This window comes from Sphingomonas sp. Marseille-Q8236 (genome assembly GCF_965112005.1).
In genome coordinates this window covers 1,384,386-1,410,682 of record NZ_CBCOPO010000001.1, presented here as the reverse complement: position 1 = coordinate 1,410,682, position 26,297 = coordinate 1,384,386, and the positions used below count along the sequence as shown (strand labels likewise).

The window sequence follows — 26,297 nt, the reverse complement described above, 5'->3', positions numbered from 1 at the left end:
ATCCGCATACCTCCGCCTTAGGGTCAGGCCTCGTTGATCACAGCCAGAAGATGACAGTGGCCGCGAGGGCGATGGCGGAGAAGAAGGCCGTGGAACAGCGGTCGTATCGGGTGACGACCCAGCGCCAATCTTGGAGGCGGCCGAACATGATCTCGATGCGGCTGCGACGCCGATAGCGGCGTTTGTCGTACCGAATCGGCTCGTTGCGGGACCTGACCCTGGATTTGACGCGGCGCGGGGAACATGGCTTTGCATCGGACATGATCGAACCCGTTTCCCAGACCCGAACACTCGGCCGGCTGGTCGGATATCGCCTGCGCCGCGCTTCCGCCGTCTTTGCCACCGATTTCGCCAACGCGCTGGACGGCACAGGCATCCGCCAGATCCCACTTGGCATTATGGCGGTCGTCTCGGACAATCCGGGGATCAACCAGGGGACGGTCGGCCGCCTGCTCGGCATCAAGCGCGCCAATATGGTGCCGCTGATCAACGAGCTGATCGAAAGCGGCCTGATCCTGCGCGAAACCGATCCCGCCGACCGCCGCGCCTTCACGCTGGCACTGTCGCCGGCGGGATCGGCCATGCTTGCCGACTGTATCCGTCGGATCGACGCCCATGAGGACCGGCTGCTCGCCGGTTTCACCAAGGTGGAAAGGGCGCTGCTGCTCGACCTGCTGGAGCGGATCGAGCAGTTGGGGGCGACGACCGACTAATCGTATAGCGTATCGGTCAGGATCAGCGCGTCGAGCGCGACCACCCCCTGCCCCCGCGAATGGACGATGACGGGGTTGAGGTCGATCTCACGGATCGCGGGCGTCCCGGTCATTACGCGCCCCAACGTCGCGACCAGATCGGCCAGCGCCTCGACGTCCAGCGCGGGACTGCCGCGATAGCCATCGAACAGCGCCCCCTGCTGCAGTGCCCGCCATTCGGCGACGATCGCCTCGCGGGTCAGGTCGACGGGAAGCAGGCGGACGTCGTGGAACAGTTCCGCGGTCACGCCCCCGAAGCCGATCAGGATCACCGGCCCCCAGTCGGGATCGTTACGCGCGCCGACGATCACTTCGATGCCGCGGCGGCCCATTGCCTCGACCTGTGCGCCGTCCAGCCGGATGCCCTGGTCATAGGCGGCGACATTGGCGTGGAGCCGCTGCCATGCCTCAGCCAGCGCCTCGGAATCGCCGATGTTGAGCAAGACGCCGCCGGCATCGCTCTTGTGGCTGAGCGCTGCGGCCTGCGCCTTGAGTGCGACGGGATAGCCGATACGATCAGCGATCGCCTGTGCCTCGGCGACGGTTGCGGCGAAGCCGCCCGCCGGGAACGGGATGCCGATCGGCGCCAGCGCCTGCTTGGCGCGATATTCGGGAATGACACCGCCTGGCAGGTCGAGCGCGATCGGCGCCACCTCGGCCCGCGTGCCGTCGCGCGCCGCCGCCCGCGTCAGATGCCGTAGCGCACGGAACGCCCGGTCCGCGGTCGGGAAATAGGGCACGCCGAGCGCACGCAGCCCCGCGATATACTCGGCGGGCACGTCCGCCCCATCGTCGATGCCCGCGAAGATCACCGGCTTCTGCGGCTTCAACGCCACGACCGCATCGATGATCGCCGGGAATTTGCGCGCGGCGGTCGCCCGATCGGTCTGGATGATCCCCAGGACCAGCGCGGCGTAGCGTTCGTCCTCCAGCAACGGAACCATCGTGCGGCGATACAGATCGGGGTCGACCAGCGCCTGCGCCGTCAGGTCCATCGGGTTGGACACCGGGATGAAATCAGGGATCGCCGCGCGCATGGCAGCCGCCGCCGCGCCGTCGATCGCGGGCAGGTCGAGCCCGATGCGTTCGGCGAGATCGAGCACCAGCGCCTTGAACGCGCCGCTTTCGGTCAGCACGGCGGTGCCACCCGCCCGCACCGGCTGCGCCCGCACCGCCATCTCGACGACGTCGCCTAGCGCCTCCAGACTGTCGACCAGCACCACGCCGGCGCGCTCGACCTTGGTGCGCATCACCTGCCAGTCGCCGGCCATCGCGCCGGTGTGGGTCGCAGCGCTCTCCCGCGCGGCGTTGGACGTGCCGGGGTGGAGCAGCACGATCCGCTTGCCCATGGCCGCCGCTCGCTCGGCCAGCACCAGGAAACGGGCGGGCTGGCGGAACTGCTCGACGATCATCGCGATGACGGGCGTTGCGGGATCGTCGATCAGATGCTCGACATAGTCCTCGACGCCCGACGCCGCCTCGTTGCCGGTCGAGACCGACAAGGTGATGCCCAGCCCCTTGGCGTCCAGCGTCGTCGCCAGCACCACCGCCATCGCCCCAGACTGGCTGACGATGCCGACCGCGGGCTTGCCGGTCAGGTCGATCACCGGCGTCTCGACGAAGGTCAACGGCACGCAGGCGGCGTGGTTCACCATCCCGAGGCAGTTCGGCCCCTCGACGATCATGCCATGCTCAGCGGCGATGCGCGCAACCTCCGCCTGCGCGGCCAGCCCCTCCTCGCCCCCTTCCGCGAACCCGGCGGAAAAGATGATCGCCGCACCCACGCCACGCGCTGCGAGCGCCTGCACCGCTTCCAGCACCGCGGGTCCGGGGATGGCGAGTACCGCCGCATCGACGCCCTCGGGCAAGTCGGCAATGGTCTTCAGGCACGGCCGCCCGTCGATCGTGTCGCGCTTGGGATTGATGAGGTGGATGGCCCCGGCATAGCCGTGGCGGTCCAGGTTGCGCACCACGGCATTGCCAAGCGCGCCGGGCGTCGGCGAAGCGCCGACGATCGCAACCGAACGGGGGGTGAGCAGGCGGGAAAGATCGGGCATCGAGTTCCTCCTACGCCCCTCCCCGCCAGGGGAGGGGTTGGGGTGCGGACGCGGGCGACAGTCTCCATGAGACTTCCCCACCCCCTTCCCCTCCCCCGAAGAGGAGGGGGTTTGTGGCGTCAGGCCTTCGCGCGGTCCTTGTCATAGGCGCCGAGCCCCGGCTTGTAGCTCTTCTCGTCGATGAACTGGCGGATGCCCTCCTTGCGACCGTCATTGTCGTAGGAATTGGCGGCTTCCTGCGCACGGACCAGATAGTCCTCGGCATCGTCGTAGCTCATCACGCCGACGCGCTTCATCGCGTCCTTCGTCGCCTTCAGCGCCACCGGGTTCTTGGCGAGCAGGACCTTGGCCACCTCGGTCACCCGATCCTTCAACCGATCGAGCGGCAGCGCTTCGTTGACCAGACCCCATTCAGCGGCGGTGCGACCGTCGATATTCTCGCCCATCATCGCGTGATACATCGCCTTGCGGAACGGCATCAGTTCCTGCGCCACCTTGGTCGCGCCACCGCCGGGCAGGATGCCCCAATTGATCTCGCTGAGGCCGAACTTCGCCTCTTCCGCCGCAAAGGCTAGGTCGCAGGCGAACAGCGGGCCATAGCCGCCGCCGAAGCACCAGCCGTTGACCATCGCGATCGTCGGCTTCTGATACCAGCGCAGCCGCCGCCACCAGCCATAGCTCTCGCGCTGCGCCTTGCGCGTGCCGGCAAGGCCCTGCGCCTCGGTCTCGCGAAAATACTCCTTCAGGTCCATGCCTGCGGTCCAGGCAACGCCCTCGCCCGACAGCACCAGCACGCCGACGTCGTCGCGGAACTCGAGCGCGTCGAGCACCTCCATCATGTCGCGATTGAGCGTGGGGCTCATCGCATTGCGCTTGTCCGGGCGATTGAACCGCACCCAGGCGATGCGATCCTCGACGTCATAGGCGACGACGCCATTGCTGCTTGTTTCGGTCATTGCTGCTGAACCTTTCTGTGCGTCGCCAATGTCATTCGACGGCGAAGATTTCGATGAGGACATGGTCGGGCATGCGGATGCCGCGGCCGACGAAGGTCTTTTCCCGCAACCATTGGTATTTGCCCGGCGGCGGATCGAAAACCGGAGCGGTACGGAAGTAATAAGCCTCGGGATCGACGCGCTCGCCCCGCGCGATGCGATCGGTCACCGCCTGGCTGGCGACCCGGATGCCGGGATTGTGGATACCGATGACGGTGCCGTCCGCAGCCTTCAGGAAATAGCGTGCCTCCACCCGCGTAAAACCGCCGGGATAGATGGTCTGCCAGTCTCCGCCGCCGGGCAGTACGGTGCCGCTGATCCGCGCACCGCTGACGGTGCCGCCCGTGATAGGGATAAACCGGCGCCGCCCGCCATCGATCTCGCCCTGCTCGACCGGAGCGGCGATCTCGACGCGCAGGGTAAAGACCGGCGTCAGCTGCGGGGCGACGGGCGCATCGGCGTCACCGGCTGCGACAGACGCGATGGCGGCAAGCATCAGGGGCAGGCTCGACATCGTGCCGCCCCCTCAGATCGGATAGTGACCGGGCTCGGTCTCGATCGTGATCCAGCGCAATTCGGTAAAGGCATCGATCCCCGCGCGTCCGCCGAACCGGCCATAGCCCGATGCCTTCACTCCGCCGAACGGCATTTGAGCCTCGTCATGCACCGTCGGACCGTTGACGTGGCAGATGCCCGATTTGATCTGCCTGGCGACGCGCAGGCCGCGCGCGGTATCGCGGGTGAAGACCGACGCCGACAGGCCATATTCGGTGTCGTTGGCGAGTTCGATCGCGTGCGTTTCGTCACGGGCGCGGATGACGCCGACGACCGGCCCGAAGCTTTCGTCGCGGAACAGCTTCATGTCGGGGGTCACCCGGTCGACGACATGCGCGGGCATCAGCACGCCGTTCGCCTCGCCGCCGATGGCCTGCACCGCTCCTGCGGCGACGGCGTCATCGATCAGCGACATCACATGATCGACCGTCTTGCGATCGACCACCGCACCGAGCGGCGTCTTGCCCTCGCGCGGGTCGCCGACGGGCATCGTGTCTACCTTGGCGACGAACTTCTCGACGAAGGCGTCGGCGACGCTGTCGACGACGATGATCCGCTCGGTCGACATGCAAATCTGGCCCTGGTTCATGAACGCCCCGAACGCAGCCGCCTTCACCGCCTCATCGAGATCGGCATCGTCCAGCACGATCAACGGCGCCTTGCCGCCCAGTTCCAGCAGAACCGGCTTCAGATGCTCGGCGGCGCGCCGGGCGATGATGCGGCCGACATGCGTCGATCCGGTGAAATTGATGCGGCGAACCGCAGGATGATCGATCAGCGCGCCGACGACTTCGCCGGCATCCTCGGGAGCATTGGTGACGATCGACACGGCGCCTTTGGGCAGCGCTTCGGCGAAGGCCTCGGCGATCAGGCTGTGGGTGCGCGGGCATTGCTCGCTCGCCTTCAGCACCATCGTGTTGCCGCACGCGAGCGGCACCGCGATCGCGCGGACGCCCAGGATGATCGGCGCATTCCATGGCGCGATGCCGAGCATCACGCCCACCGGCTCGCGCATGGCCATGGCGATACAGCCGGGCTTGTCGGAAGGGATGACCTCACCCGCGATCTGCGTCGTCAGCGCGGCGGCTTCGCGAACCATCGACACGGCGAGCATCAGGTTGAAGCGCGCCCAACCCTCGGTCGCGCCGATCTCGCCCATTATCGCATCGACGAACTGGTCGGCCTTGCCCGCCAGCGCATCGGCGGCCTGGGTCAGCGCGGCGCGGCGGGCGTTGGGGCCAAGGGAAGACCATGCAGGAAACGCGGCGGCAGCGGCTTCCACCGCGGCGGAGGCATCCGCCGGGCCGAAGGCCGGGGCGGTCGTCGCCACCGCGCCGGTGACGGGGTTGTTACGGGTGAACGTCCTGCCGGACAGTGGCGAACCTGTCATAGCCATGCTGCCTCTCCATTTGTTATGGTACATAGCTTAATCGGCAATGGCAGCGCGGTCAATCGCGCTTTCGATCCCCCAGCGCGATCAATGCCACGGCCGCGATCAGCGAGCCGAAGCTCATCAGCACCGCGACGAACTGCAACCCGTGCCCCGCGGCGAACAGTACCCCCGCCAACGCCGGGGCGAGCGCCGATCCGCCGCGCCCCACCCCGATGACGAAGCCCGTGGCCGAGGCGCGCACCCCCGTCGGGAAGCTGCGCGCGATCAGGGCGTAAAGGCCGACGACACCCGCATTGGTCGCAAAACCGGCCGCTGCTGCAACGAGGGACAAGGTCGCAAGATCGCTCTGGGTGCGGCCGAACACGATCACCAGCGCCGTCGACAACAGCATCGCCGAGATCGTCAGCCCGAGCAGCCGGACCTTGCCGGTCAGCAACCCCAGGATCAGCGATCCGGTCGCGCCGCCGATACTCGCCCACACCAGCACGCCCGCCGCCTGCGGGGCGGGGAAGCCCATCTCCGCAACGATCTTGGGGATCCATTTCAGGATGAAGTAGAAGGTCATGATATGCGTGAGATAGGCGAGCGTCAGCAACAGCGTGGTCCGCCTGAGGTCGGGCGCGAACAGGGCCATGACCGGCACCTTTGCCGTCCGGGGTTCGGCCGGGGGTAGCGCATCGACCGGGGGGTGGCCCATCCGCGCCAGCGTCGCATTGACCCGCGCCAGCGCATCGGGCGGGCGGCGATGCAGCAGGAACGCGACCGATTCCGGCGCACGCCACAGCACCAGCGGCACGAATAGCACGCTGCATACCGCCCCGAACAGGAAGACCGCGCGCCAGTCATACCAGCCGAGCAACAGCGCCGAGGCCGATCCGCCGACGATCGTGCCGATGGGATAGCCCGCCGCCATCAGAACCACGGCGAGCGAGCGATGCCGGGCATTGGCCGCCTCCGCCACCGCCGCATTGGTCGCGGCCAGCATACCGCCGATGCCGAGCCCGGTCAGAACCCGCCACAGCGACAGCACCATGACCCCGCCAGCACTCGCCGCACCCAGCATGCCCGCAGCCATGACGCCCAGACAGCCGAGGATCGTCGCGCGCCGCCCGATCCGGTCGGCGACCCCGCCGAGCAGCAGCGAGCCGATCGCCATGCCGACCAGTTCCATCGACAACACGATGCCGAGCGCCGCGCGATCGATGCCCCAGTCCGCGGCGATGCCGGGCGAGGCGAAGCTGATCGACAGGACGTCGAACCCGTCGAGCGCATTCAGCCCGACCATCGTCGCGACGATTCCCCATTGAAACCGCGACATGTCGGCACGGTCGATAATCGCTCGCGGGTCCTGCATCGGCGCTTCTGCCTTTCTGGTCATGTCATGCTGGTAACGAGGCTTATTCCGCCGCAGCCTGCTCCTGCGCGATCGCGCGATCGATCATCAGCCGCGACCGCACGCCGCCGGCATCGATGTTGAGCTTCAGCAATTTGCGATCGGGATATTGCGACAGATTGCGCTGCTGTCGTTCGAGCATCTCGAGATCCTCGGAGAAGATCTTGCGCTGCCCTTCGCGGATCGTGTCGGTCAGCGCGGCGTCGTCGACCGCGAACTGACGGGCCATGCCCCAGAAATACCAGTGCGAGGTCTCGGTTTCCGGCGTGATGAAGTCGACGACGATGCTCGACGCCTTCTTCGCCGGATCGGCGTGATAGCCGCCTTCCCCCGCCAGCGCGACGCCGACCTCGATCATGACGTGGCTCGGCAGTGTGAAGCGACAGACCTGCCAGCGGTCGACCAGTGCATCCTCGGGCAGGCCCGCGCCGCGCAGCCCCATGCGCCAGAAGGGCGGCGCGGCCACATTCTCCATATGACGACTCGTGACGACCTCGTCGCCGGTCGCCTCGGTTCTGACCGGCGCCTCGTCGATCTCCTTCTGCCCGATGCTGCTGGCATGGACATAGGTTTCGTGTGTCAGGTCCATCAGATTGTCGATCATCAACCGATAATCGCACGCGATATGGAACAGTCCGCCGCCATAGGCCCAGTCGGGACTCTCCGCCCACGGCAAAGGGTGCAGCTTGTCCGCGTTCGCCTGCGCCGGATCGCCCGGCCACACCCAGACGAAGCCGTAGCGCTCGATCACCGGAAAGTGGCGTGCCGAGGGGAATTTGCCGACCTGCTGCCCGGGCATCGAGTCGGAGCGCCCCCGACAGTCGAGCGCCAGCCCATGATAACCGCACACCAACGTCTCGCCGCGCACGAAGCCGAGCGACAACGGCGCGCCGCGATGTGGACAGAAATCCTCCAGCGCGGTGACGACGCCGCCGCCGGTACGGAAGAACACCATATGCAGCCCGGTGATCTGCCGGGCGAGCGGCTTGCTTCCCACCTCTTCGGCGCTGGCGGCGACATACCAGGCGTCGAGCGGCCAGGTGGCCCGCGGCGCGGCGGTCACGCTATCGATGGCGTTCATCCTTCTCTCCTGATGGTCAGCGTAGGGACATGCCGAGCCGGACGCCATAGGTGCGCGGCGGATCGTAATTGGCGGTGGTCGAGCTCCACACCGTCACCAGCGTGTTGGGGACGCGACTGTCCTCGACATTGTTGACGAAGGCGGTGATCGAATAGCGCGACTCGGCATCCTCGAACCGCAGGTTGAGGTCGGTCTTGGTATAGGCATCGCGCCGGCTCTGCGCGTAATTCTGGATGTCGCTATAGGTGTGCGACTGGGCGTAGAAATCGACGCTGGGGATCACCCGCCCCTTGCGGCCGAGGTCGAAGGTATGGGCGTAGCTGAAGCGACCGCTCCATTCGGGGGCGTTCGCCAGGCGATTGCCCGAAGCGTCCAGCGTCAGGTTGGACGGCAGCGGCTGGAAGCCGAAGAGTGGCGCAAAGCTATTATAATTGCCGCTGGCCGAATTGAGATTGTCCGGCGCCGACGGGAAGGACCTGATCCGCGCGTCGAGATACGAGACATAGCCGCTGATCCGGTCATTCGGCGTCGGACGCAGGCTCGCCTCCAGCTCGATGCCGCGCAGGCGCGCCGTTGCTGCGTTCGTCGTCACCGCCGACACCTGATTGGTCAGCGGGTTGAGCACGACGCTCGACACCTGCAGGTCCTTATAGTCCATGTGGAAGCCGGTGGCGCTGAGATACAGCTTGCCGTCCATCAGCGTGGTGCGGATGCCCGCTTCGTAATTGGTGACGGTTTCCGGTCGATATTGGCGGTATTGGGGTGCATTGCCGCTCGCCTCCAGCCCGCCGCCGCGGAAGCCGGTGCTCACCGTCGCATAGACCAGCGTGGTCGGGCTCACTTCATAGTTCGCCCCGACCTTCCAGCTGATGTTGTCGAATTTCGACTCGGGCCGTGCGGTGTCGTTCGAAAGGGCGTAGACGAAGGGGATGCCGGGACAGGTGGTCGACGTGATGTTCTGGCGGTTGATGGTATCGCCGGGGCAGACCAGTTCGACGTTGAGCGCGTTGACCTGTTCCCAGGTCGAACGGATGCCGCCGATCAGCTTCAGGCCGGGCAGCACTTCCAAGGTGCCCTGCCCGAATACCGCCTGCGACTTCGTCCCCTGCCCGCGATAGCTGGTGACGACGTCCACGCCGCTGATCGTCGAGATGCCGGTGCCGGTACCGGCGACCTTGGCACCGACCAGATTATAGGCGGTATTGAAGGGTGCGGGCGCGGTGTCGCCGGCGTGGAGCAGGCGCATCCCCGAGGGCTGGCGATCCTGATACAGGAAGCCGCCCAATACGAGGTTCAGGATGCCGCGATCGTAGTTGAGGTCGACTTCGTGCGACCAGCTTTCCATGCGGCGGTTGATCGATTCCTGGGTGAACACGCCGGTCGCCGCGTCGACCCCGTTGTTCTTCAGCAGGGTGTAACCGGCGAGGTAGGTCAGCGACAGGCCATCTGCCGCCTGCCATACCAGTCGCGAGCGCGCCGCATAATAATTGAGGTCGATGCGGTTGTCCTGGACCTGCGCCTGCCCGACGTTGAGCGCATCCGTCGCGATCACCTGACGCGGGCCGAAGGTACCGGCGACGAGATTGCCCTGCGGGTAATAGTTGATGCTGGTCAGGTAGCTGGCCGGAATCGTCCCCTGGTTCTGACCGTAGTTCAGCGACAGGCGCCATGTGATCGGCCCGACATCGAGCAGCGACGTGACGCGCAGGCCCGCCTGATCGGTCTTCCCATAGCCGTTTTGCGCGCCGTAGCGGGGGTCGACGCCATCATCGACCTGGCGATAGGCAGCGAAGCGCAGCTTCCATGCGTCGCTGACCGGCAGGTCGACGGCGGCGCGGGCGCGGACTTCGTTGAAGCGCCCGACCTGCAGGTCGGCGGTGACGCCGCGGGTGGAGCGCGGATCGGCGGTATTGATGTTGACGACGCCGGCGGTCGCATTGCGACCATAGACGGTGCCCTGCGGCCCGCGCAGCACCTCAACCGCGCCGATATCGAAGAGGCCCAGCGACAGGACCTGCGCCGAGGGTTCGTAGATGCCGTCGATCTGCGTCGCGACGGTCGAATAGCCGCTGAAGCTGTTGTTGCTGCCGATGCCGCGCACCGCGAAGCCGTTGGCGCTGAGTTGCAGGTTGGGCACGGTCGTAGCGAGCGACGACGCGGAATCGACGCCTTGGCGGGTCAGCGAATCCTGCGACACGACGCTGATCGCGATCGGCGCGCGCGACAGGCGTTCGGATGTCTTCTGGCCGGTGACGATGATGTCGCCCGTCGTACTGGCGTCGGTGGCGGCGGTCGCCGTCGCGGGTGACTGGGGGGCGGGGGCGGGTGTCGTGTCCTGGGCGGAGGCAGCACCGGTGAAGGCGATGAGCGCGGTTCCCGTCAGCAGCAACGTCAGTGTTCGCATGATAGTCCTCCCCGAGTCGGTTGTCGTTCCGATGCGAGTGAGAGGCACGCGTTCGACGCGGCATTGCGGCACTGCGGCCCCGCGCAGCACGCGGCCACCGCAGGCCGGCGACGATTCCGTCACGGCACCTCTCCTCTGTTGGTATGCTCCAACTGCAATGAGGCATAACTAAATTTACAAACGGTTGCAACGGGTGATGCGTGCGATCGCCCGCCGCGGCATTGATCGATTGGGCATGTCTCCGCAACTAATGCCATAGCTATTGAACATAGCCAGTTTCCGCTATTATGACAGGCACAGGTGCCGGTCACGAACCGCGTACCGATCGGAGAGGGTGATGATGACGCTGTTACGGCGAGAGGTGCTGCGGGGGGCGGCGATGGCGGGACTTGGTGCGATGCTGCCCCCCGCCGCACGCGCCGCGGCGGCGGCGACGATGCCCGGTGCGCTCGACGCGGTCGCGCCCGAACTCCGCCCGGCGGCAGAGAAGATTCAAGCGATGATCGCGGCGATGCCGCCGATCACCCAAGCCTATCGCACGATGCGCAGCGGCCCGATCCCGCCGCCCGCGACCGACATTCCCTATACCGAGGAACATATTCTCGGGGCGGCGGGACAGCCGCCCGTCACCGTCTACGTCATTAACGCCCGCGCCGGCACGCGCCGGCCGGCCATCCTGCACACGCACGGCGGCGGCTATATCGTCGGGTCCGCGCGCGGATCGATCGCGCCGTGCCAGGACATTGCGCGGCAGCTCGACTGCGTGGTGGTGACCGTCGACTATCGACTGGCGCCAGAGACGACCTTCACCGGGTCGGTGGCGGACAATCATGCCGCACTCCTGTGGCTGCACGCCCATGCCGCGGACCTCGGCGTCGACCCGGCCCGGATTGCGGTGTTGGGGGAGAGTGCGGGCGGCGGCCATGCCGCCCTGCTCGCGCTGATGGCGCGCGACCGGCGCAGCGTGCCGCTCTGCGCGCAGGTGCTGATCTATCCGATGCTTGACGACCGGACGGGCAGCACGCGGACGGTGCCCCCGTTCATTGGCCGGATCGGCTGGGACGCGCCCGCCAATGTCTTCGGCTGGACGTCGTTCCTCGGCCGCCCCGCCGGTGGTCGCGACGTCCCTGCCGCCGGGGTGCCGGCCAGGATCACCGATCTGTCCGGTCTGCCGCCGACCTTCATCGGGGTCGGCTCGGTCGATCTCTTCGTCGACGAGGATGTCGACTATGCCCGCCGCCTGATCGCCGCGGCGGTACCGACAGAACTGGTCGTGACGCCGGGCGCATTTCACGGGTTCGACGCGGTCGCCCCCGAAACGGGGCTGGCGAAGCGCTTCACCGCGGCCAAGATCGCCGCCTTGCGCCGCGCCTTTGGCGGCGATGGCGTCGTAGCATGACCTTTCGACAGGATTCCCGTAATGACCCTCCGTTCGTTTCGGCATGCCGCCGTGCCGCTATTGGCCCTCGCAATGCTGCCGTCCCTTGCGAACGCGCAGGCGTCTGCGGTGGTGGTGACTGAGCGCACTGCCCCGCCCCCGGCATGGACGGAGGCGCCGTTTCTGCCATTGTGGGACGGTGCACCGCCGGGTGGCGGGTTCCACCCCGCGCCGGTCCCGCCGAAGGATCCGGCCACGTTCCTGCGCAACATCGACAAACCGGGTCTGCGTCGCTTTACGCCCACCCACCCCAACGGGGCGTCGGTGCTGGTCATTCCCGGCGGGGCCTATACCTTTCTTTCAATCGGCAATGAGGGACTGGACATAGCGGGGCGGCTGACCGCGCTCGGCTATACCGTCTATGTGCTGGTCTACCGTCTTCCTGGGGAAGGCTGGACAAATCGCGCCGACGTACCGCTGCAGGATGCGCAGCGCGGGCTGCGTCTGGTTCGTGCCGCCGCGATCAGGGACGGGCTGGCCCCGCACAAGATCGCGGTGCTCGGCTTTTCGGCGGGCGGCCATCTGGCGGCGACGCTGGAAACCGATTTCGGTCAGACGGTCTATCCGCCGCGCGATTCGACGGACCGGATCGACGCGCGACCGGATGCCGCGGCGCTGATCTACCCGGTGATCGCTGCGGCGCCGCCCTTCACCCACGCTTTGTCTGCGGAAAAGCTGCTGGGCAAGAGCGCGGACGCGGCAGCGGTGGCCAGGCGATCCCCGGCGGAGCATGTGACGGCAACCACACCGCCGACCTTTCTGCTCCACGCGATGGACGATGATGCGGTCGTACCGGACAACAGCCTGATGATGATGGCGGCGCTTCGCCGCGCCGGTCGCCCCGTCGAGGCGCATTTCGTGGCCGAAGGCGGGCATGGTTTCGGCGTCGGCCCGGCGGCGCTTCCGGTCGGGGCATGGGTGCCCATGCTCGATCGCTGGCTGCAGCGCATCTTTGCGCAAAAGGATCGTCCGGCGGGTTGATGTTTCCTGCCTTGCCATCCCAAGCGGCTTAGCTATGTTTCATAGCAGACTCGCGACGATCGATTGCGGGATGGGAAGGGATGCGGGATGGCGGATGCGACGACCGGTTCTGGTGACGAGGGTTGGACGCGGCGCACGCTGCTGGGCGTATCGTCCGCGCTGGCGGGGGCGGCTGTGCTCCCTGGGGCGGCGGCGGCCGCACCGGCGCGGCTGACCAGCATCGGCCTGCAATTCGCCTATGAAGCGATCGTGACGCTGGGCAAGGCCGAGGAGGTCGGCGCAACGCCACTCGGCAAGCGTATCCGCATTCCGATCACCGGCGGCCGGTTCGACGGCCCCCGCCTGTCTGGCACCATCCTGCCGGAAGGCATGGACTGGCAATTGGTGCGTGCCAATGGCGTTACCATGTTGGAGGCGAGCTACCTGATGCGCGAACGCGACGGGACGCTGATCCATATCCGCAACACCGGTATTGTGCATGGCGGCTATATCCGGACGACCCCGGTATTCGAAGTGCCGCTGGGCAAGCATCAATGGCTGAACGAGGCGATCTTTCTCGGTACGGTCGGGGCGGCCGATCTGGCAGACGGCCCGGCGGTGCGTATCACCGTTTATCGAGTGGCATGACGATGGGAGCGAACAGGATGCGAGGGGCGATCACCATGGCCGCGATGCTCGCGGGCACCGCACTGACCGGCATGGCGCTGGCCGGACGGGTACAGCCCGAGACGCCGGCCGCCGCGGCCATGCCCGCGCCAAGAGCATGCGCCGCGCTGCTCGGCGCCACTGGGTGGAGCGATCCGACGCTGCACATCCAGACCGCAGAAGACCATGCGGCAGGCCTCGTCGTCGACGCGGGGTTTGGGGTGAAGACCGCACCGCTGCCAGCGCATTGCGAGATCTCCGGCGTCATGCACGAACGCACCGGGCAGGACGGGCAGCATTATGCCATCCATTTCCGCATGCGCCTTCCCGACGCCTGGAACCGGCGCTTCGTGTTCCAGGGTGGCGGCGGGACCAATGGCGAGGTCGGCAACGCGGTCGGCCCGGCAACCGGCGGCACGACCGCCCTGGCGGAAGGCTATGCCGTCATCAGCCAGGATTCAGGGCATTCGAACGCGACCAACGCCGACCCGGCGCGCGGCGGCGTCGTGTCGTTCGGCTTCGATGCGCAGGCACGGGCCGATTATGGTCATGCCTCGCTGAAGGCCAGCTACGACGCTGCGCGCACGATCCTGCGCCGCCACTATGGCGGCGATCCCGCGCGCAGCTATTTCGCGGGCTGTTCGAAGGGCGGGCAGGAAGGCATGGCCTTCGCCCAGCGCTATCCCGACGCGTTCGACGGAATCCTCGCTGCAGCGCCCGGCTTCGCGCTGCCAAAGGCGGCAATCGCCGAAGCCTGGGACACGCAGACCTATGCCGCCCTGGTCCGGACATCGGGCGAGAGCAGCATTCCCATTTCGCGGCTGGCGCAGGCCTTTTCGGACGGCGACCTGTCGCTGGCGCGCGCGGCGGTGCTGGCGGCGTGCGATGCCAAGGACGGCCTCGCCGACGGGCTGGTCGGCAACTTCGCGCAATGCCGCACGCCCGATGTGTTGCGCGCCCTGCGCGCCCGGCAGTGCAGCGGCGCCAAACAGGCGAGTTGCCTCGCCCCCGCCCAGATCGACGCATTGGCAAAGGCATTCGGCGGTCCGCATGACAGCCGCGGCAAGCCGCTCTACGCCAGTTACCCCTGGGATGCCGGCCTCGCCGACACCGGCTGGCGCATCTGGAAGCTGGGCCTAACGACATCGCCCGTCCCGGCAATCAACGCGAGCATGGGCGCGCCCGCGCTGGCGACGATCTTTTCGACCCCGCCCCGCGCCCTGGCACCAACGCCGCAGGCCGGCATGGACTATCAGCTCCGCTACGACTTCGATCGCGATCCGGCGGCGATCTTCGCCACGGCACCCGGCTTTCCGCGTTCGGCATGGGAGGACATCTCCGCGCGCTCGAGCGACCTCAGCCGCTTCCGTGCGCATGGCGGTCGGATGATCGTGCCCCATGGCGCGTCGGACCCGGTGTTCTCGATCAACGACACGATCGCCTGGTGGAGCGACGTCGACCGCCGCAATGGGGGTCGCGCCGCATCCTTCGTCCGCGTCTTCCCAGTGCCCGGCATGGCGCATTGCCAAGGCGGCCCCGCAACCGACCAGTTCGACGCCTTCGCCGCGCTGGTCCGCTGGGTCGAACAGGGTGCCGCCCCCGACCGGATCGAGGCGGCCGCCGGGCCGATGACGCCCTGGCCCGGCCGCACCCGACCGCTCTGCCCCTATCCGCTGGTCGCCCGCCCGATCCCGGGAGTTACCGACACGGAGAAAGCTGCGGCGTTCCGTTGCGTCACGGCGACGGCGGGATGACCAGGGTGGATCAGCCTGCCGTCATCCTGCCCCGGTCTGATCCGTCCTCGTGGCCAATTCGCCCCGGCGAAGGCCGGGGCCTCTAGCGGGCGGCGGATGCCGGTCAGATCCGTTCCAGCATCAGGGCTATCCCCTGCCCCACGCCGATGCACATGAACGCCATCGCATAGCGACCGCCGGTGCGGTGCAGTTCCTCGACGGCGGTCATCGCGACGCGCGCGCCCGACATGCCGAGCGGATGCCCCAGCGCGATCGCCCCGCCATTGCGGTTCACGCGCGGATCGTCCGCAGCGATGTCGAGGTCGCGCAGCGTGGCGATCGCCTGCGCGGCAAAGGCTTCGTTGAGCTCGATGACGTCCAACTGGTCGAGTCCGATGCCGGTGATGCGGGTCAGTTTGCGCGCCGCCTCGATCGGGCCGACGCCCATGATCCGAGGCGCGATGCCCGCCGATGCCAGCCCGAGCACCCGCGCGCGCGGGGTCAGTCCATGCCGTGCCGCCGCTCCTTCAGACGCGACCAGCATCGCCGCCGCGCCGTCGTTGAGGCCAGAGGCATTGCCCGCCGTCACCGTGCCGTCGGCGCGCACCACGGGTTTCAGCTTCGCCAGCGCCTCCAGGCTGGTGCCGCGCGGATGCTCGTCCTGCGCGAAGACGATCGGATCGCCCTTCCGCTGCGGGATCGTGACCGGCACGATCTCGACCGCCATGCGCCCACTGGCAATCGCCGCCGCCGCCTTTTCCTGGCTGGCGAGCGCGAAACGGTCCTGATCCTCGCGGGCGACATGCCATTGATCGGCGACGTTCTCCGCGGTCTGCGGCATCGTATCGACGCCGTAAGCCGCGCGCATCGCCGGGTTGACGAAGCGCCAGCCTAGCGTCGTGTCTTCGATCTGCTGGCTCCGGTCGAACGCGCTTCGCGCCTTGCCCATGACATAGGGTGCGCGGGTCATGCTCTCGACGCCGCCCGCGATCATCAGCTCGGCATCGCCGCTTCGGATCGCCTGCGCCGCACTACCGACCGCGTGCAGCCCCGATCCGCAGAGGCGGTTGACCGTGGCCCCCGGCACCGCCTCGGGCAGGCCCGCCAACAGCACCGCCATGCGCGCGACGTTTCGATTGTCCTCGCCCGCCTGGTTCGCGCAGCCGAGCAGGACGTCGTCCACCGCCTGCCAGTCGACGGACGGATTGCGCTCGACCAGCGCGCGCAGCGGGATCGCGGCAAGGTCGTCGGCACGAACGCCCGCCAGCGCGCCGTTCAGCTTGCCGATGGGCGTGCGAATCGCATCGCAGATAAAGGCGTCGGTCATCAGGCACTTTCTTCCAGCATATCGATGATCTTTTGGGCTTCGGCGAAACCGGTATTAGCGGCGGGCACCCCGGCATAGATGGCGGCCTGCATCAGCACCTCCTTCAACTCGTCATGCGTGAAGCCACCTTGCGAAAGCCCCGCACGGACGTGCAGCGCGAATTCCTCCCAACGGCCCAGGGCACAGGTGATCGCCAGCACGATCAGCCGCCGCGTGCGGTCGTCCAGCCCCGGTCGGCCCCATATCTCGCCCCAGGCGATGCGGGTGATCATCGCCTGGAAATCGGCCGTGAGCGGCGTGCGATTTGCCAGGCTGCGCTCGACCCAAGCGTCGCCCAGCACCCGACGGCGGTTCACCAGCCCAGCCTGGAACAGCGTCTCCGCCGCCGCGTCCACTGCCGGATCGCCCGACAGGAACCGGCGCAGCGCCGTCGCCAGTGCGGCAGGCGCCTCGATCGGGGGCAGATGCGCGCCATCGACGCCGACATGGTGCACGTCCGGGATGGCGGCAAGCAGATGCTCGCCATGCCCCGCATAAGGCGTGGACACGTCCAGCATAGCGGTCACCACCAGCGTCGGCACAGCGATCTCGCCGATCCGCTCGGCCAGCGCCATATCGCGGATCGCCGCGCCCGCCCCGGCATAGCCCGCATCCGACTGCCGAGCGATGCCGTCCCGCAGCGAGTCGGCGATCTCGGGATGCTGTGTCGCGAACCCCGGTGACAGGAAGCGCCCCACCGCCATGTCGGCGATCGCCGCCGTGCCCTGCTGCCGTACGGTATCGATCCGCGCCGTCCAGGCGGCCGGGTCCATCGTCGCCGAGGTGCAGATCAACGCCAGCGCCGCGACGCGCGACGGATGGTCGAGCGCGAGTTGCATCGCGACCATGCCGCCGAGCGACACGCCCGCCACCGCGGCGCGGTCGATGCCTGCGTCTGCCATGATTGCAGCAACATCGGCGGCCAGCATGCCGAGGCTATAGTCCCCCTCCGGCGCATCCGATCCCCCCGCCCCGCGCGTGTCGATCCGCAATAGCCGGAAGCCGGGCAGCAGCAGCGGCACGGTGCGGTCCCACAGGCCGATATCGGTCCCGATCGAGTTGAGCAGCACCAGCACCGGCCGGTCCGCCGCGCCCTGCAACCGCCAGTGCAGGCGGACGCCATCGCATAGGGTGAACGCCATCTCAGTCCTCTTCGATGCCGAGCAGCTCGGCGATGATCGCCGCGCTCTCGCCCATATCCTCACCCATTCCGGCGGCGTCGCGATTGCGCACGATAGCGCCGGTGTCGATCTCCAGCCCCTCGGCCACCTGCGCCATCGCGGCGGCACTGCCCGAGGCGAGCAGGAACAGCTCGGTCAGGACCGGCCCTTCCGCCTGCCAGCCGCCCAAACCCCGTTCCTGTTCCTGCGGAAGCCCCGCCAGGAGCGAAGCCACCAGCCCCGGCGCGCGCGTGGCGGCGGACAGAGCAACCTGGCATCCGGTGGGGTTGCGCTTGTGCGCCATCGCCGACGATCCACCGCGACCGGCGATGACCGGCTCCCGCGCTTCGCCAACCGCGTTCTGGGCGAGCAGCGACACGTCGCGCGCCAGCTTGCCGAGCGCGCCAATGAGGACGGCGACGCTTGTCCCGATCGCGGCGACGCCGGTTCGCCGGGCATGCCAGGGCGGTGCGGTCATCAGTCCCAGGTCGTCCGCGACGCGCCGGGCGATAGCTGCGCCACATCCGCCCAGCCCCGCCCGCGTACCCGCCGCGCCGCCCAACTGGATCACGCCATGTTGCGCCACCGCCTCGTCCAGCATTTCCAGCACATCGGCGATGCCGACCGCAGCCTGGGCCAGCCGCAGGCCGAAGGCGACCGGCATCGCATCCTGCAACAGGGTACGTCCTACCGCCGGGGTCGCACGGTGCGCCGTGGCATGGCCCGCCAGCGCGGCCCATGTTCGGCGACCATCGCCTGCGACCAGCCGGTGCGCCGCGCGAACCTGCATCATCAGCACACTGTCCGCCACGTCCTGACTCGTTGCCCCGCGATGCAGCGCCTGCGCCGCCTCGCCGGTCAGGGTGGCGCGCAAACGAGCGACGAGCGGGATGGCCAGCGTTCCCGCCAGCGCCGCCTCGTCCGCCAGCATTGCGGGATCGATCCGCGTCGCCGCAACCCCCTCGGCGATCGCTTGGGCGACCGCCTCTGGGATCAGGCCATGGGCCGCCTGTGCTCGGGCCAGCGCGACCTCGAAAGCACAGGCATGGGCGATGGTCGCACCGTCGTCGAACACCGCGATCATCTCGGGTGTGGCGACGGGGCGCAGGCGCAGCAGATCGCTCACAGGTCGAACATCGCCGTTTCGTGAGTACCCTGCAGCACGATGTCGCGCGACCAGACGCCCGCTGCATCGCGTCGCGCGATCAGGGTCGCGCGACGGTCGGCGGGCACGCACCCGAGCACCGGGTCGGTGTCGTTGCCCTCAGCTCCGTCGAAATAGATACGGGTCGCCAGCCGCTTGAGCAGCCCACGCGCAAAGATCGACACCGCCAGATGCGGTGCCTGAAGACTATTGCCCGGCCCCGGCACCCGCCCCGGCATGATCGTACGAAAGCGGTAGCGACCATCCTCATCGGTCGCGGCACGCCCGAACCCCACGAAATGCGGGTCGAGCGGCACATCGTCGCGCGCATCATCCATGCTGCGATAGCGGCCCGCCGCATTGGCCTGCCAGATTTCGATCATCGCGTCGGGCACCGCGGCGCCCTGGCCGTCGAGCACCCGGCCGGTCAATTCGATGACCTCCCCATCGGGGGTACCGCTGGGCGAGGACAGGTTCAGCACATAATGCGCCTCCGGCATCAGTTCGGGCCGCGCCCCCATATCGGACCGGCCGACCAGGTCCGCGCCGCCCTTCCACGGCAGGCCATAGTGGAAAAAGGGACCGATCGTCTGGCTGGGCGTCTGACCGAACAGTGCGGGGTCCTGATTGTCGGCGCGCGCCTCGGGGCGGCGGTCGGCGGGATCAATGGTCATGATCATCCTCCTCGAACGGGGTCTGGTCGCGCCCCTTCAGCACCACGTCGAAGCGATAGCCGAGCGCCCAGTTGGGCTCGGTCACATCCATATCCAGCCGCGCGACCAGCCGCTGGCGGTACGGCATGGGCACCGCATTGGCGATCGGATCGATCTCGATCAGCGGGTCGTCGGGAAAATAGAGTTGCGTCACCAGCCGCGTCGCGAAGGCGGGGCCGAGCAGCGACAGATGGATATGCGCGGGGCGCCAGGCATTGCGGTGATTGCCCCAGGGATAGGCCCCCGGCCGCACGGTGACGAAGCGATAACGTCCCTCCGCGTCGGTCACCACCCGGCCCGCGCCGGTGAAATTGGGGTCGTGCGGCGCGTCCCACTGGTCCTTGGCATGGATATAGCGTCCGGCGGCATTGGCCTGCCAGATTTCCATGACGGTGTCGGGCACGGCGCGGCCCTGTTCATCCAGCACGCGCCCGGCAACGATGATCCGCTGCCCCAGCGGCTCGGCCTCGTGCTGCTTCGTCAAGTCGGCCAGCGCCGATCCCATCAGCCGGTCCCAGCAGCCGCCCGGCCCGGTCGTCTCGGTCAATGTCGGCGGTATCGCGATCGGCGGATGCTGCGGCGCCCGGATCACCGTGGAGCGATAGTCGGGCACCAGCAGCGGCGGCGCGCCGGCATCGTCCTTTGCATAACCGATCACGCGACTTGCTCCGTAAAGGGCGCACCCGTCTTGGCGCGTACCTCGTCCAGCGTGACGCCGGACGCCAATTCGATCAGCCGCAATCCCGGCTTGTCGCAGGCCATCACGCACAGATCAGTGACGATCAGGTCGACACAGGCCTTGCCGGTCAGCGGCAGGGTGCAGTCGGGCAGGATCTTCGGACTGCCGCTCTTGCTGGCATGATCCATCACGACGACGATGCGCTTGACGCCCGCGACCAGGTCCATCGCGCCGCCCATGCCCTTCACCATCTTGCCCGGAATCGTCCAGTTGGCGATGTCGCCGCCCTCGGACACCTCCATCGCCCCCAGCACCGCCATGTCGATATGGCCGCCGCGGATCATCGCGAAGCTGTCCGCGCTGGAAAAGAAGCTGGAGGTGGGCAGTGTCGTGACCGTCTGCTTGCCCGCATTGATGAGGTCCGGGTCCGCCTCACCCTCATAGGGAAAGGGCCCGATGCCCAGCAGGCCATTCTCCGACTGAAGCGTCACGTCGATCCCGGCGGGCACATGGTTCGCGACCAGGGTTGGGATGCCGATGCCGAGATTGACGTAGAAGCCGTCCTGCAGTTCGCGGGCGGCGCGCGCCGCCATCTCGTCGCGGGTCCAGCTCATGCCGCATCCTCCCGTGCGCGGGTCGTCAGCTTCTCGATCCGCTTTTCATTGATGGTCGAACGGACGATCCGGTCGACGAAGATGCCGGGCGTGTGGATGCAATCGGGGTCGAGCGCGCCCGCTTCCACGATCTCCTCCACCTCGACCACAGTCACCTTGCCAGCGGTCGCCATGTTCGGGTTGAAGTTGCGCGCGGTCTTGCGGAACATGAGGTTGCCCGCCGGGTCCGCCTTCCACGCCTTGATGATCGACAGGTCGGCGCGCAGCCAGGTCTCGCGGACATACTCCTGCCCCTCGAACGTCTCGACCGGCTTGCCCTCGGCGACGACGGTGCCGACGCCGGTCTTGGTGTAGAAGGCCGGGATGCCAGCGCCGCCAGCGCGGATGCGTTCGGCAAGCGTACCTTGCGGGTTCAGCTCCAGCTCCAGTTCGCCCGACAGATATTGCTGCTCGAACAGCTTGTTCTCGCCGACATAGCTGGAGATCATCTTGGCGACCTGGCGGCTTTCCAGCAGCATCCACAGGCCAAATCCGTCCGCCCCCGCATTGTTGGAGATCACGGTCAGCCCCGTCACCCCGCTTTTGCGCACTTCCGGAATCAGGCTTTCGGGATTGCCCGACAGGCCGAAGCCGCCCGACATGATCGTCATGCCGTCGAACAGCAGCCCGTCGAGCGCCGCCGCCGGGCTGTCATAGATCTTGCTTTTCATGCCATCTCCAAAGGCAGGCCCACATAATTTTCGGCGAGCGTGCGCTGCGCGGCGGGCGAGCCGCGCAGATAGTCGAGCTCGGCCATCTGGATGCGCCGGTCGAAGCCATCCATGGTCGGGAACCGGTGGGTTACCGAGGTGAACCACCAGGAAAACCGCTCCGCCTTCCACACCCGCGACAGGGCGCGTGCGGAATAATGGTCGATCCCGGCATCGGAGCGCTCGCGATAATGCTCGGTCAGCGCCGCGCCCAGCATTGTCACGTCGGACACCGCCAGGTTCATGCCCTTGGCGCCCGTCGGCGGCACGATATGCGCCGCGTCTCCGGCCAGGAACAGCCGCCCCCAACGCATCGGCTCGGCGACGAAGGAGCGGAGCGGCGCGATCGCCTTTTCGAACGAAGGACCCCGCGTCACCTTCGCCGCCGTCTCCGGCCCCAGGCGCACACACAGTTCGTCCCAGAAGCGGTCGTCGGACCAGTCCGCCACATCCTCGTCCAGCGCGCACTGGATGTAATAGCGGCTGCGCGTCGGCGACCGCATGGAGGCAAGCGCGAAGCCGCGTTCGTGATTGGCGTAGATCAACTCGTGATCGGCGGGCGGCACATCGGCCAGCACGCCGAGCCAGCCGAAAGGATAGACACGTTCGAAGACCCGTAGGACCTTTGCCGGGATGGCCGCGCGACTGATGCCGTGATAGCCGTCGCAGCCGACCACGAAGTCGCAATCGAGCTGGTGGTCCGCGCCATCCTGCCGCCAGGTCACGCTTGGTCGATCACCGTCCAATCCGGATAGGGTGACGTGTTCCGCGTTCCACATGATCGTCACGCCCCGGTCCTCGGCGGCATCGAACAGGTCGCGCATGACCTCCTGCTGTCCATAGACGGTGACCGTCGACCCACCGGTCAGCGCGGCCATGTCGATCCGGAAGACCTCGCCATCAAGCGCGACATTGGTGCCGCCATGAACGAGCCCCTCCCGCTCCAGCCGTGCCGACAGTCCCAGGCGGCGCATCAGCGCGACCGTGCCCTGCTCCAATACGCCTGCGCGCACGCGACCCTCGACATAATCGCGGTCGCGCCGTTCGATGACGACTGCGTCGATCCCCTCTGCGTGGAGCAAATGCGCCAGGAACATGCCCGCAGGCCCTGCGCCGATGATCGCGACTTGTGTGCGATGCCTCATGCCATCCTCTCGTCCGCGCGGGCGATACCCCGCCGCCTTTTGCCGCATCATGCGCGGAGCGCCGGGCTCGGGCTATGGACCACACACGCAAAAAGTTGGACGATCCGTCTCCACCCTTCTATCCCCAGTCCATGGCGGTGCCGAGTTTCTACCTGTACGGCGAACCTCATCGGGCGGTGCCGGACGACTTCGTCCACACCGAATCGCTCGACGATCGCTCGCGACCCAGCGAATGGACGATCCTGCCGCACGCCCATGCCGACCTGGTCCAGGTGTTCGTGCTGGTGAGCGGCGGCGGTACGATGCAGGCCGAGGCGGACAGCTTGCGCGTCGCCGCGCCCGCGCTGCTGATCGTGCCCGCCGCGATCGTCCACGGCTTCGATTGGCATCCCGATTCGACCGGCTCGGTCCTGACGCTGTCGGTGCGCCATCTGACGCGGCTCGATTCGCTCTATCCGGGACTGGCGGCGATCTTCGCGCATGTCGCGGTGCTCCACCCCGACGCCGCCGCCATGACGACGGTCACCTCGGCGATGGCGGCGCTGATGCGCGAACTCGGCTGGGCCGCGCCAGGGCATGGTGCCGCGGTGGATGCCGCGCTGCTGTCCATCCTGGTCGAGGCGATGCGCGCACCCGGTGCCGCGACGGACGATCCGGCCGCAGCACCCGGTTATCATCACGCGCTCGTCGCCCGCTTCCGGGCACGGATCGACGAACGGTTCCGCCTGCGCGAACCGATGTCGAGCCATGCCGCGGCGCTCGGCACCAGCGAGAGCCGCCTGCGTACGGCCTGCGCCAAGGTCGCCGCGCTGTCGCCTGCTGCGATGTTGGACCAGCGCGCGATGCTGGAGGTCCGACGCGCCCTGCTCTACACGCATCTTTCGGTCGCGGAGATCGGCTATGCCGTCGGCTTCGCCGACCCCGCCTATTTCTCGCGCTTCTTTACCCGGCATGAGGGGTGCTCCCCGCGCGCGTTCCGCGATGCCCGAGGCACGCGGCCCCACCCGGTGGGACCAGCTTCGCCGAACGTTCGTCGCGGCGTGGCATGATCCGCACGCCGCGGCCTCGCCCATAGCGAAACCTGCATGTACCGCTCGACGCGCCCGCCATCGCTCAGCTTGTCGCCTCGAAACTGGTGGCCATCCGCGCGATGTCGGCGCTGCGCCCGGTGATGATCTCGAACGCCGCCGCGGCCTGGCGGATTACCATGCCGCTGCCGTCGAGCGTCGCGCAGCCAAGCGTCCGCGCGGTACGCAGGAGTTCGGTTTCGCGCGGGAAGTAGACGATGTCCGCGACCCACAATCGCGGGTCGAGATGCTGCGCGGCGATCGGCATGCCGGGCTTGGACTTCATACCGACGGGGCTCGCATTGACGATCCCGTCGATCCTGTGCGTGTCGTGGTCCCCCGCCCTGCGAACGATCACCTCGGCATCGAACCGCGAAGACAGGCTGGCCGCGAGCGCCTCCGCCCGCGCCGCATCGACATCGCTCAGCTCCAGCCGGCGGACGCCCGACGACAGCAGAGCCGTCGCCACCGCCGCACCCGCGCCGCCCGCGCCGAATTGCAGCACGCGGTCGAGACGTGCATCGGGCAGTCCGTCGCGCAGGCTGTCGCGAAAGCCGGTCATGTCCGTGTTGTGCCCGGTCATGCGCCCATCGCGCATCGCGATCGTGTTGACCGCGCCCACGGCCTGCGCGCTATCGGCCAGAGCGTCGAGATGGGGATCACCGCCTGCTTGAACGGATAGGTATCAGCCTTTTCCGGCGTGAGGTTCAGTTTGCCTGCGATCGTCTGGCAGGTGGCGGTCGTCGGAAAGGTGTACGAGCCGACCGCCGCAGCCGGCACACCCTGCGCCACGCACAGCGCCGCGACCTGCGCCCCGTTCGCGCCGGTCCGCGAGGTCGATCGCACGTCGCAGGGGTCGCCGATCAACGACGGCGGCGTACCGATGACGAGCTGCGTGCCCGATGCTGGGGTGAACAGCTCACCGCCTCGACGAATTTGGTACATGCCCCACAAGCGGTGGAACGCGGCATTGGGGGGGTGTCGGCACAGGACGTTCCCATGCCGCTTAACGAACTATGCTCGGTCATCGGCATTCACGGCAATGTGAATAGATTAGGCCGACCGCCATCCATGGCTAGCGTGAATTGAAACCACACGAGTTTGCTGGCCGAAATATGGAGCCGTTTGGCCAAACCACCCTAAAATCAATGTTATAGCGGACAACTTTGCGCATAATGGCGGAGACGGAGGGATTCGAACCCTCGGTACGGTTTCCCGTACGACGCTTTAGCAAAGCGTTGGTTTCAGCCACTCACCCACGTCTCCGGTTGCGGCGAGGTGCGGCTATAGCGGGGCCGGGGGAGGCAATCAACCGGGTCTGGCGGGGATTTTATCAGGAAAATCGACTAGGGCGTTTTCCGTCGTTCATTGCACTGCAAGGCGGGGGCTGGTTAACGTGGCCAATCGGTTCGCCGGGGGAGTTTGAAGTTATGCGTCTTGTCTGTCTGGGTCTGTCGCTACTGGGCGGCCTTTCGATGGTCGCCGCTGCGCCGCTGGCCGCGCAGGTTCGCACCATCGACCCTAATCAGGGCATCGACAGCGATCTGGGGACCCAACCCTCGCGCCCGGCACCGCGCAGCACGCCCGCACAGGAAGACGTACCGGTGCAGTCTTCGCCCCCCGCCCAGCAGCCCCCCGTCACCACCACCCCGCCCGCAACCACTCCGGATTCCAGGGCGACGCAGACGACGCAGGCCGCCGACACCTTCGAGCGCGACGACCTGCTGGCGGCGGGCGAAGGCGTATTCGGCAAGGGTGCCGAAGGGCTGGCGGGGATGATCGAGCGCATCCTGCGCGAACAGGGGCGCCCCAATGCCTATATCGCGGGGCGCGAGGCGTCCGGTGCTTTCGTGGTCGGACTTCGTTACGGCTCGGGGATCATGACGCACAAGGTCGAGGGGCAGATGCCGGTCTATTGGACCGGACCGTCGCTGGGTTTCGACATCGGCGGCGATGCCAACAAGGTGTTCGTGCTGGTCTATAATCTCTACGACACCGAAGAGCTGTTCCATCGCTTCCCCGCAGCCGAGGGGCGGCTCTATTTCGTCGGCGGTTTCGCGGCGACCTATTTGCGGCGCGGCAACGTCGTGCTGATCCCGGTGCGATTGGGTGTCGGCTGGCGGGCGGGCGTCAATGTGGGCTATATGAACTTCACCCATAAGGCGCGGTGGCTGCCGTTCTGATGGCTTTGCGCTTCGCCTTCGCGGCGGAGGATCTCCCTGGCCTTCGCCTC

General features: G+C 67.5%; 24 protein-coding genes, 1 tRNA gene and 1 pseudogene. 7 read left to right on the top strand and 19 right to left on the bottom strand.

Annotation, left to right across the window (positions count from 1 at the left end):
- Positions 1–37 precede the first annotated feature (37 nt).
- A pseudogene (locus tag ACWPWT_RS06800) lies at positions 38–250 on the bottom strand (IS5/IS1182 family transposase); the annotation flags it as partial.
- A 10-nt stretch (positions 251–260) separates the two neighbouring features.
- On the opposite strand from ACWPWT_RS06800, the gene ACWPWT_RS06795 reads away from it, so the two are divergent.
- A complete protein-coding gene (locus tag ACWPWT_RS06795) occupies positions 261–713 on the top strand; it encodes a MarR family winged helix-turn-helix transcriptional regulator (RefSeq protein WP_261268742.1) in 453 nt (150 codons plus the stop codon).
- Here the strand turns inward: ACWPWT_RS06795 and ACWPWT_RS06790 are convergent.
- From ACWPWT_RS06790 to ACWPWT_RS06760, 7 genes are all read right to left on the bottom strand, one after another.
- On the bottom strand, positions 710–2,809 hold the full coding sequence (locus ACWPWT_RS06790; protein ID WP_261268741.1) for an acetate--CoA ligase family protein: 2,100 nt from the start codon (positions 2,807–2,809) through the stop codon (positions 710–712). The genes ACWPWT_RS06795 and ACWPWT_RS06790 overlap by 4 nt on opposite strands.
- A 119-nt stretch (positions 2,810–2,928) precedes the next feature.
- Complete coding sequence (locus ACWPWT_RS06785) at positions 2,929–3,765, bottom strand: p-hydroxycinnamoyl CoA hydratase/lyase (protein WP_261268740.1); 837 nt, start codon at positions 3,763–3,765, stop codon at positions 2,929–2,931.
- A 31-nt stretch (positions 3,766–3,796) separates the two neighbouring features.
- The gene (locus tag ACWPWT_RS06780) at positions 3,797–4,318 is read right to left on the bottom strand and encodes a DUF3237 domain-containing protein (RefSeq protein ID WP_261268739.1); all 522 of its coding nucleotides are present in this window, start codon (positions 4,316–4,318) and stop codon (positions 3,797–3,799) included.
- Positions 4,319–4,330: 12 nt separating this feature from the next.
- The gene (locus tag ACWPWT_RS06775; RefSeq protein ID WP_454279070.1) at positions 4,331–5,755 is read right to left on the bottom strand and encodes an aldehyde dehydrogenase; all 1,425 of its coding nucleotides are present in this window, start codon (positions 5,753–5,755) and stop codon (positions 4,331–4,333) included.
- Between the two features lie 52 nt (positions 5,756–5,807).
- Complete coding sequence (locus tag ACWPWT_RS06770) at positions 5,808–7,130, bottom strand: MFS transporter (protein ID WP_454279069.1); 1,323 nt, start codon at positions 7,128–7,130, stop codon at positions 5,808–5,810.
- 19 nt (positions 7,131–7,149) lie between these two features.
- Entirely contained in the window at positions 7,150–8,226 is a 1,077-nt protein-coding gene (locus tag ACWPWT_RS06765) for a Rieske 2Fe-2S domain-containing protein (RefSeq protein WP_454279068.1), read from the bottom strand.
- A 16-nt stretch (positions 8,227–8,242) separates the two neighbouring features.
- Positions 8,243–10,630 carry a TonB-dependent receptor gene (locus ACWPWT_RS06760; protein WP_454279067.1) on the bottom strand — a complete coding sequence of 796 codons (2,388 nt, stop codon included), beginning with the start codon at positions 10,628–10,630 and terminating at the stop codon, positions 8,243–8,245.
- Between the two features lie 337 nt (positions 10,631–10,967).
- Here ACWPWT_RS06760 and ACWPWT_RS06755 point away from each other — a divergent pair, with 337 nt between their 5' ends.
- The 4 genes from ACWPWT_RS06755 (at position 10,968) to ACWPWT_RS06740 (ending at position 15,448) form a co-directional block, all read left to right on the top strand.
- Complete coding sequence (locus ACWPWT_RS06755) at positions 10,968–12,029, top strand: alpha/beta hydrolase (protein ID WP_454279066.1); 1,062 nt, start codon at positions 10,968–10,970, stop codon at positions 12,027–12,029.
- Between the two features lie 21 nt (positions 12,030–12,050).
- Positions 12,051–13,049: an alpha/beta hydrolase gene (locus tag ACWPWT_RS06750; RefSeq protein ID WP_454279065.1), complete on the top strand. Its 999-nt coding sequence runs from the start codon at positions 12,051–12,053 to the stop codon at positions 13,047–13,049.
- Between the two features lie 87 nt (positions 13,050–13,136).
- Positions 13,137–13,676, top strand: coding sequence for a DUF3237 family protein (locus tag ACWPWT_RS06745; protein ID WP_454279064.1), 540 nt, complete (start codon positions 13,137–13,139; stop codon positions 13,674–13,676).
- 35 nt (positions 13,677–13,711) lie between these two features.
- Positions 13,712–15,448, top strand: coding sequence for a tannase/feruloyl esterase family alpha/beta hydrolase (locus ACWPWT_RS06740; protein WP_454279063.1), 1,737 nt, complete (start codon positions 13,712–13,714; stop codon positions 15,446–15,448).
- Positions 15,449–15,551: 103 nt separating this feature from the next.
- On the opposite strand, the gene pcaF is transcribed toward ACWPWT_RS06740, so the two are convergent.
- The 8 genes from pcaF to pobA are packed head-to-tail and all read right to left on the bottom strand — an operon-like array spanning position 15,552 to position 22,997.
- Positions 15,552–16,754, bottom strand: a complete 1,203-nt coding sequence (pcaF, locus tag ACWPWT_RS06735) for a 3-oxoadipyl-CoA thiolase (protein ID WP_454279062.1) — start codon at positions 16,752–16,754, stop codon at positions 15,552–15,554.
- Positions 16,754–17,935 carry a bifunctional 3-oxoadipate enol-lactonase/4-carboxymuconolactone decarboxylase PcaDC gene (gene pcaDC / locus ACWPWT_RS06730; protein WP_454279061.1) on the bottom strand — a complete coding sequence of 394 codons (1,182 nt, stop codon included), beginning with the start codon at positions 17,933–17,935 and terminating at the stop codon, positions 16,754–16,756. The genes pcaF and pcaDC overlap by 1 nt, the downstream gene beginning before the upstream one ends.
- A gap of 1 nt (position 17,936) precedes the next feature.
- Positions 17,937–19,079 carry a lyase family protein gene (locus ACWPWT_RS06725; protein WP_454279060.1) on the bottom strand — a complete coding sequence of 381 codons (1,143 nt, stop codon included), beginning with the start codon at positions 19,077–19,079 and terminating at the stop codon, positions 17,937–17,939.
- On the bottom strand, positions 19,076–19,771 hold the full coding sequence (gene pcaG / locus ACWPWT_RS06720; RefSeq protein WP_454279059.1) for a protocatechuate 3,4-dioxygenase subunit alpha: 696 nt from the start codon (positions 19,769–19,771) through the stop codon (positions 19,076–19,078). The genes ACWPWT_RS06725 and pcaG overlap by 4 nt, the downstream gene beginning before the upstream one ends.
- Positions 19,761–20,468, bottom strand: a complete 708-nt coding sequence (pcaH, locus tag ACWPWT_RS06715; RefSeq protein WP_454279058.1) for a protocatechuate 3,4-dioxygenase subunit beta — start codon at positions 20,466–20,468, stop codon at positions 19,761–19,763. The genes pcaG and pcaH overlap by 11 nt, the downstream gene beginning before the upstream one ends.
- Complete coding sequence (locus ACWPWT_RS06710; RefSeq protein ID WP_454279057.1) at positions 20,465–21,103, bottom strand: 3-oxoacid CoA-transferase subunit B; 639 nt, start codon at positions 21,101–21,103, stop codon at positions 20,465–20,467. The genes pcaH and ACWPWT_RS06710 overlap by 4 nt, the downstream gene beginning before the upstream one ends.
- Positions 21,100–21,813: a CoA transferase subunit A gene (locus ACWPWT_RS06705; protein WP_454279056.1), complete on the bottom strand. Its 714-nt coding sequence runs from the start codon at positions 21,811–21,813 to the stop codon at positions 21,100–21,102. Before ACWPWT_RS06705 ends, ACWPWT_RS06710 begins: the two co-directional genes overlap by 4 nt.
- Positions 21,810–22,997, bottom strand: coding sequence for a 4-hydroxybenzoate 3-monooxygenase (pobA, locus tag ACWPWT_RS06700; protein WP_454279055.1), 1,188 nt, complete (start codon positions 22,995–22,997; stop codon positions 21,810–21,812). Before pobA ends, ACWPWT_RS06705 begins: the two co-directional genes overlap by 4 nt.
- Before the next feature lie 131 nt (positions 22,998–23,128).
- On the opposite strand from pobA, the gene ACWPWT_RS06695 reads away from it, so the two are divergent.
- Positions 23,129–24,046, top strand: coding sequence for a helix-turn-helix domain-containing protein (locus ACWPWT_RS06695; RefSeq protein WP_454279894.1), 918 nt, complete (start codon positions 23,129–23,131; stop codon positions 24,044–24,046).
- Positions 24,047–24,110: 64 nt separating this feature from the next.
- On the opposite strand, the gene ACWPWT_RS06690 is transcribed toward ACWPWT_RS06695, so the two are convergent.
- The 3 genes from ACWPWT_RS06690 to ACWPWT_RS06680 form a co-directional block, all read right to left on the bottom strand.
- Positions 24,111–24,686, bottom strand: a complete 576-nt coding sequence (locus tag ACWPWT_RS06690) for a shikimate dehydrogenase (protein WP_454279054.1) — start codon at positions 24,684–24,686, stop codon at positions 24,111–24,113.
- Positions 24,644–25,018: a hypothetical protein gene (locus ACWPWT_RS06685; RefSeq protein ID WP_454279052.1), complete on the bottom strand. Its 375-nt coding sequence runs from the start codon at positions 25,016–25,018 to the stop codon at positions 24,644–24,646. Before ACWPWT_RS06685 ends, ACWPWT_RS06690 begins: the two co-directional genes overlap by 43 nt.
- A gap of 222 nt (positions 25,019–25,240) precedes the next feature.
- Positions 25,241–25,330, bottom strand: a tRNA-Ser gene (locus ACWPWT_RS06680).
- A gap of 164 nt (positions 25,331–25,494) precedes the next feature.
- Between ACWPWT_RS06680 and ACWPWT_RS06675 the strand changes: the two genes are divergently transcribed.
- Positions 25,495–26,247 carry a DUF1134 domain-containing protein gene (locus tag ACWPWT_RS06675; protein WP_454279050.1) on the top strand — a complete coding sequence of 251 codons (753 nt, stop codon included), beginning with the start codon at positions 25,495–25,497 and terminating at the stop codon, positions 26,245–26,247.
- Positions 26,248–26,297 lie beyond the last annotated feature (50 nt).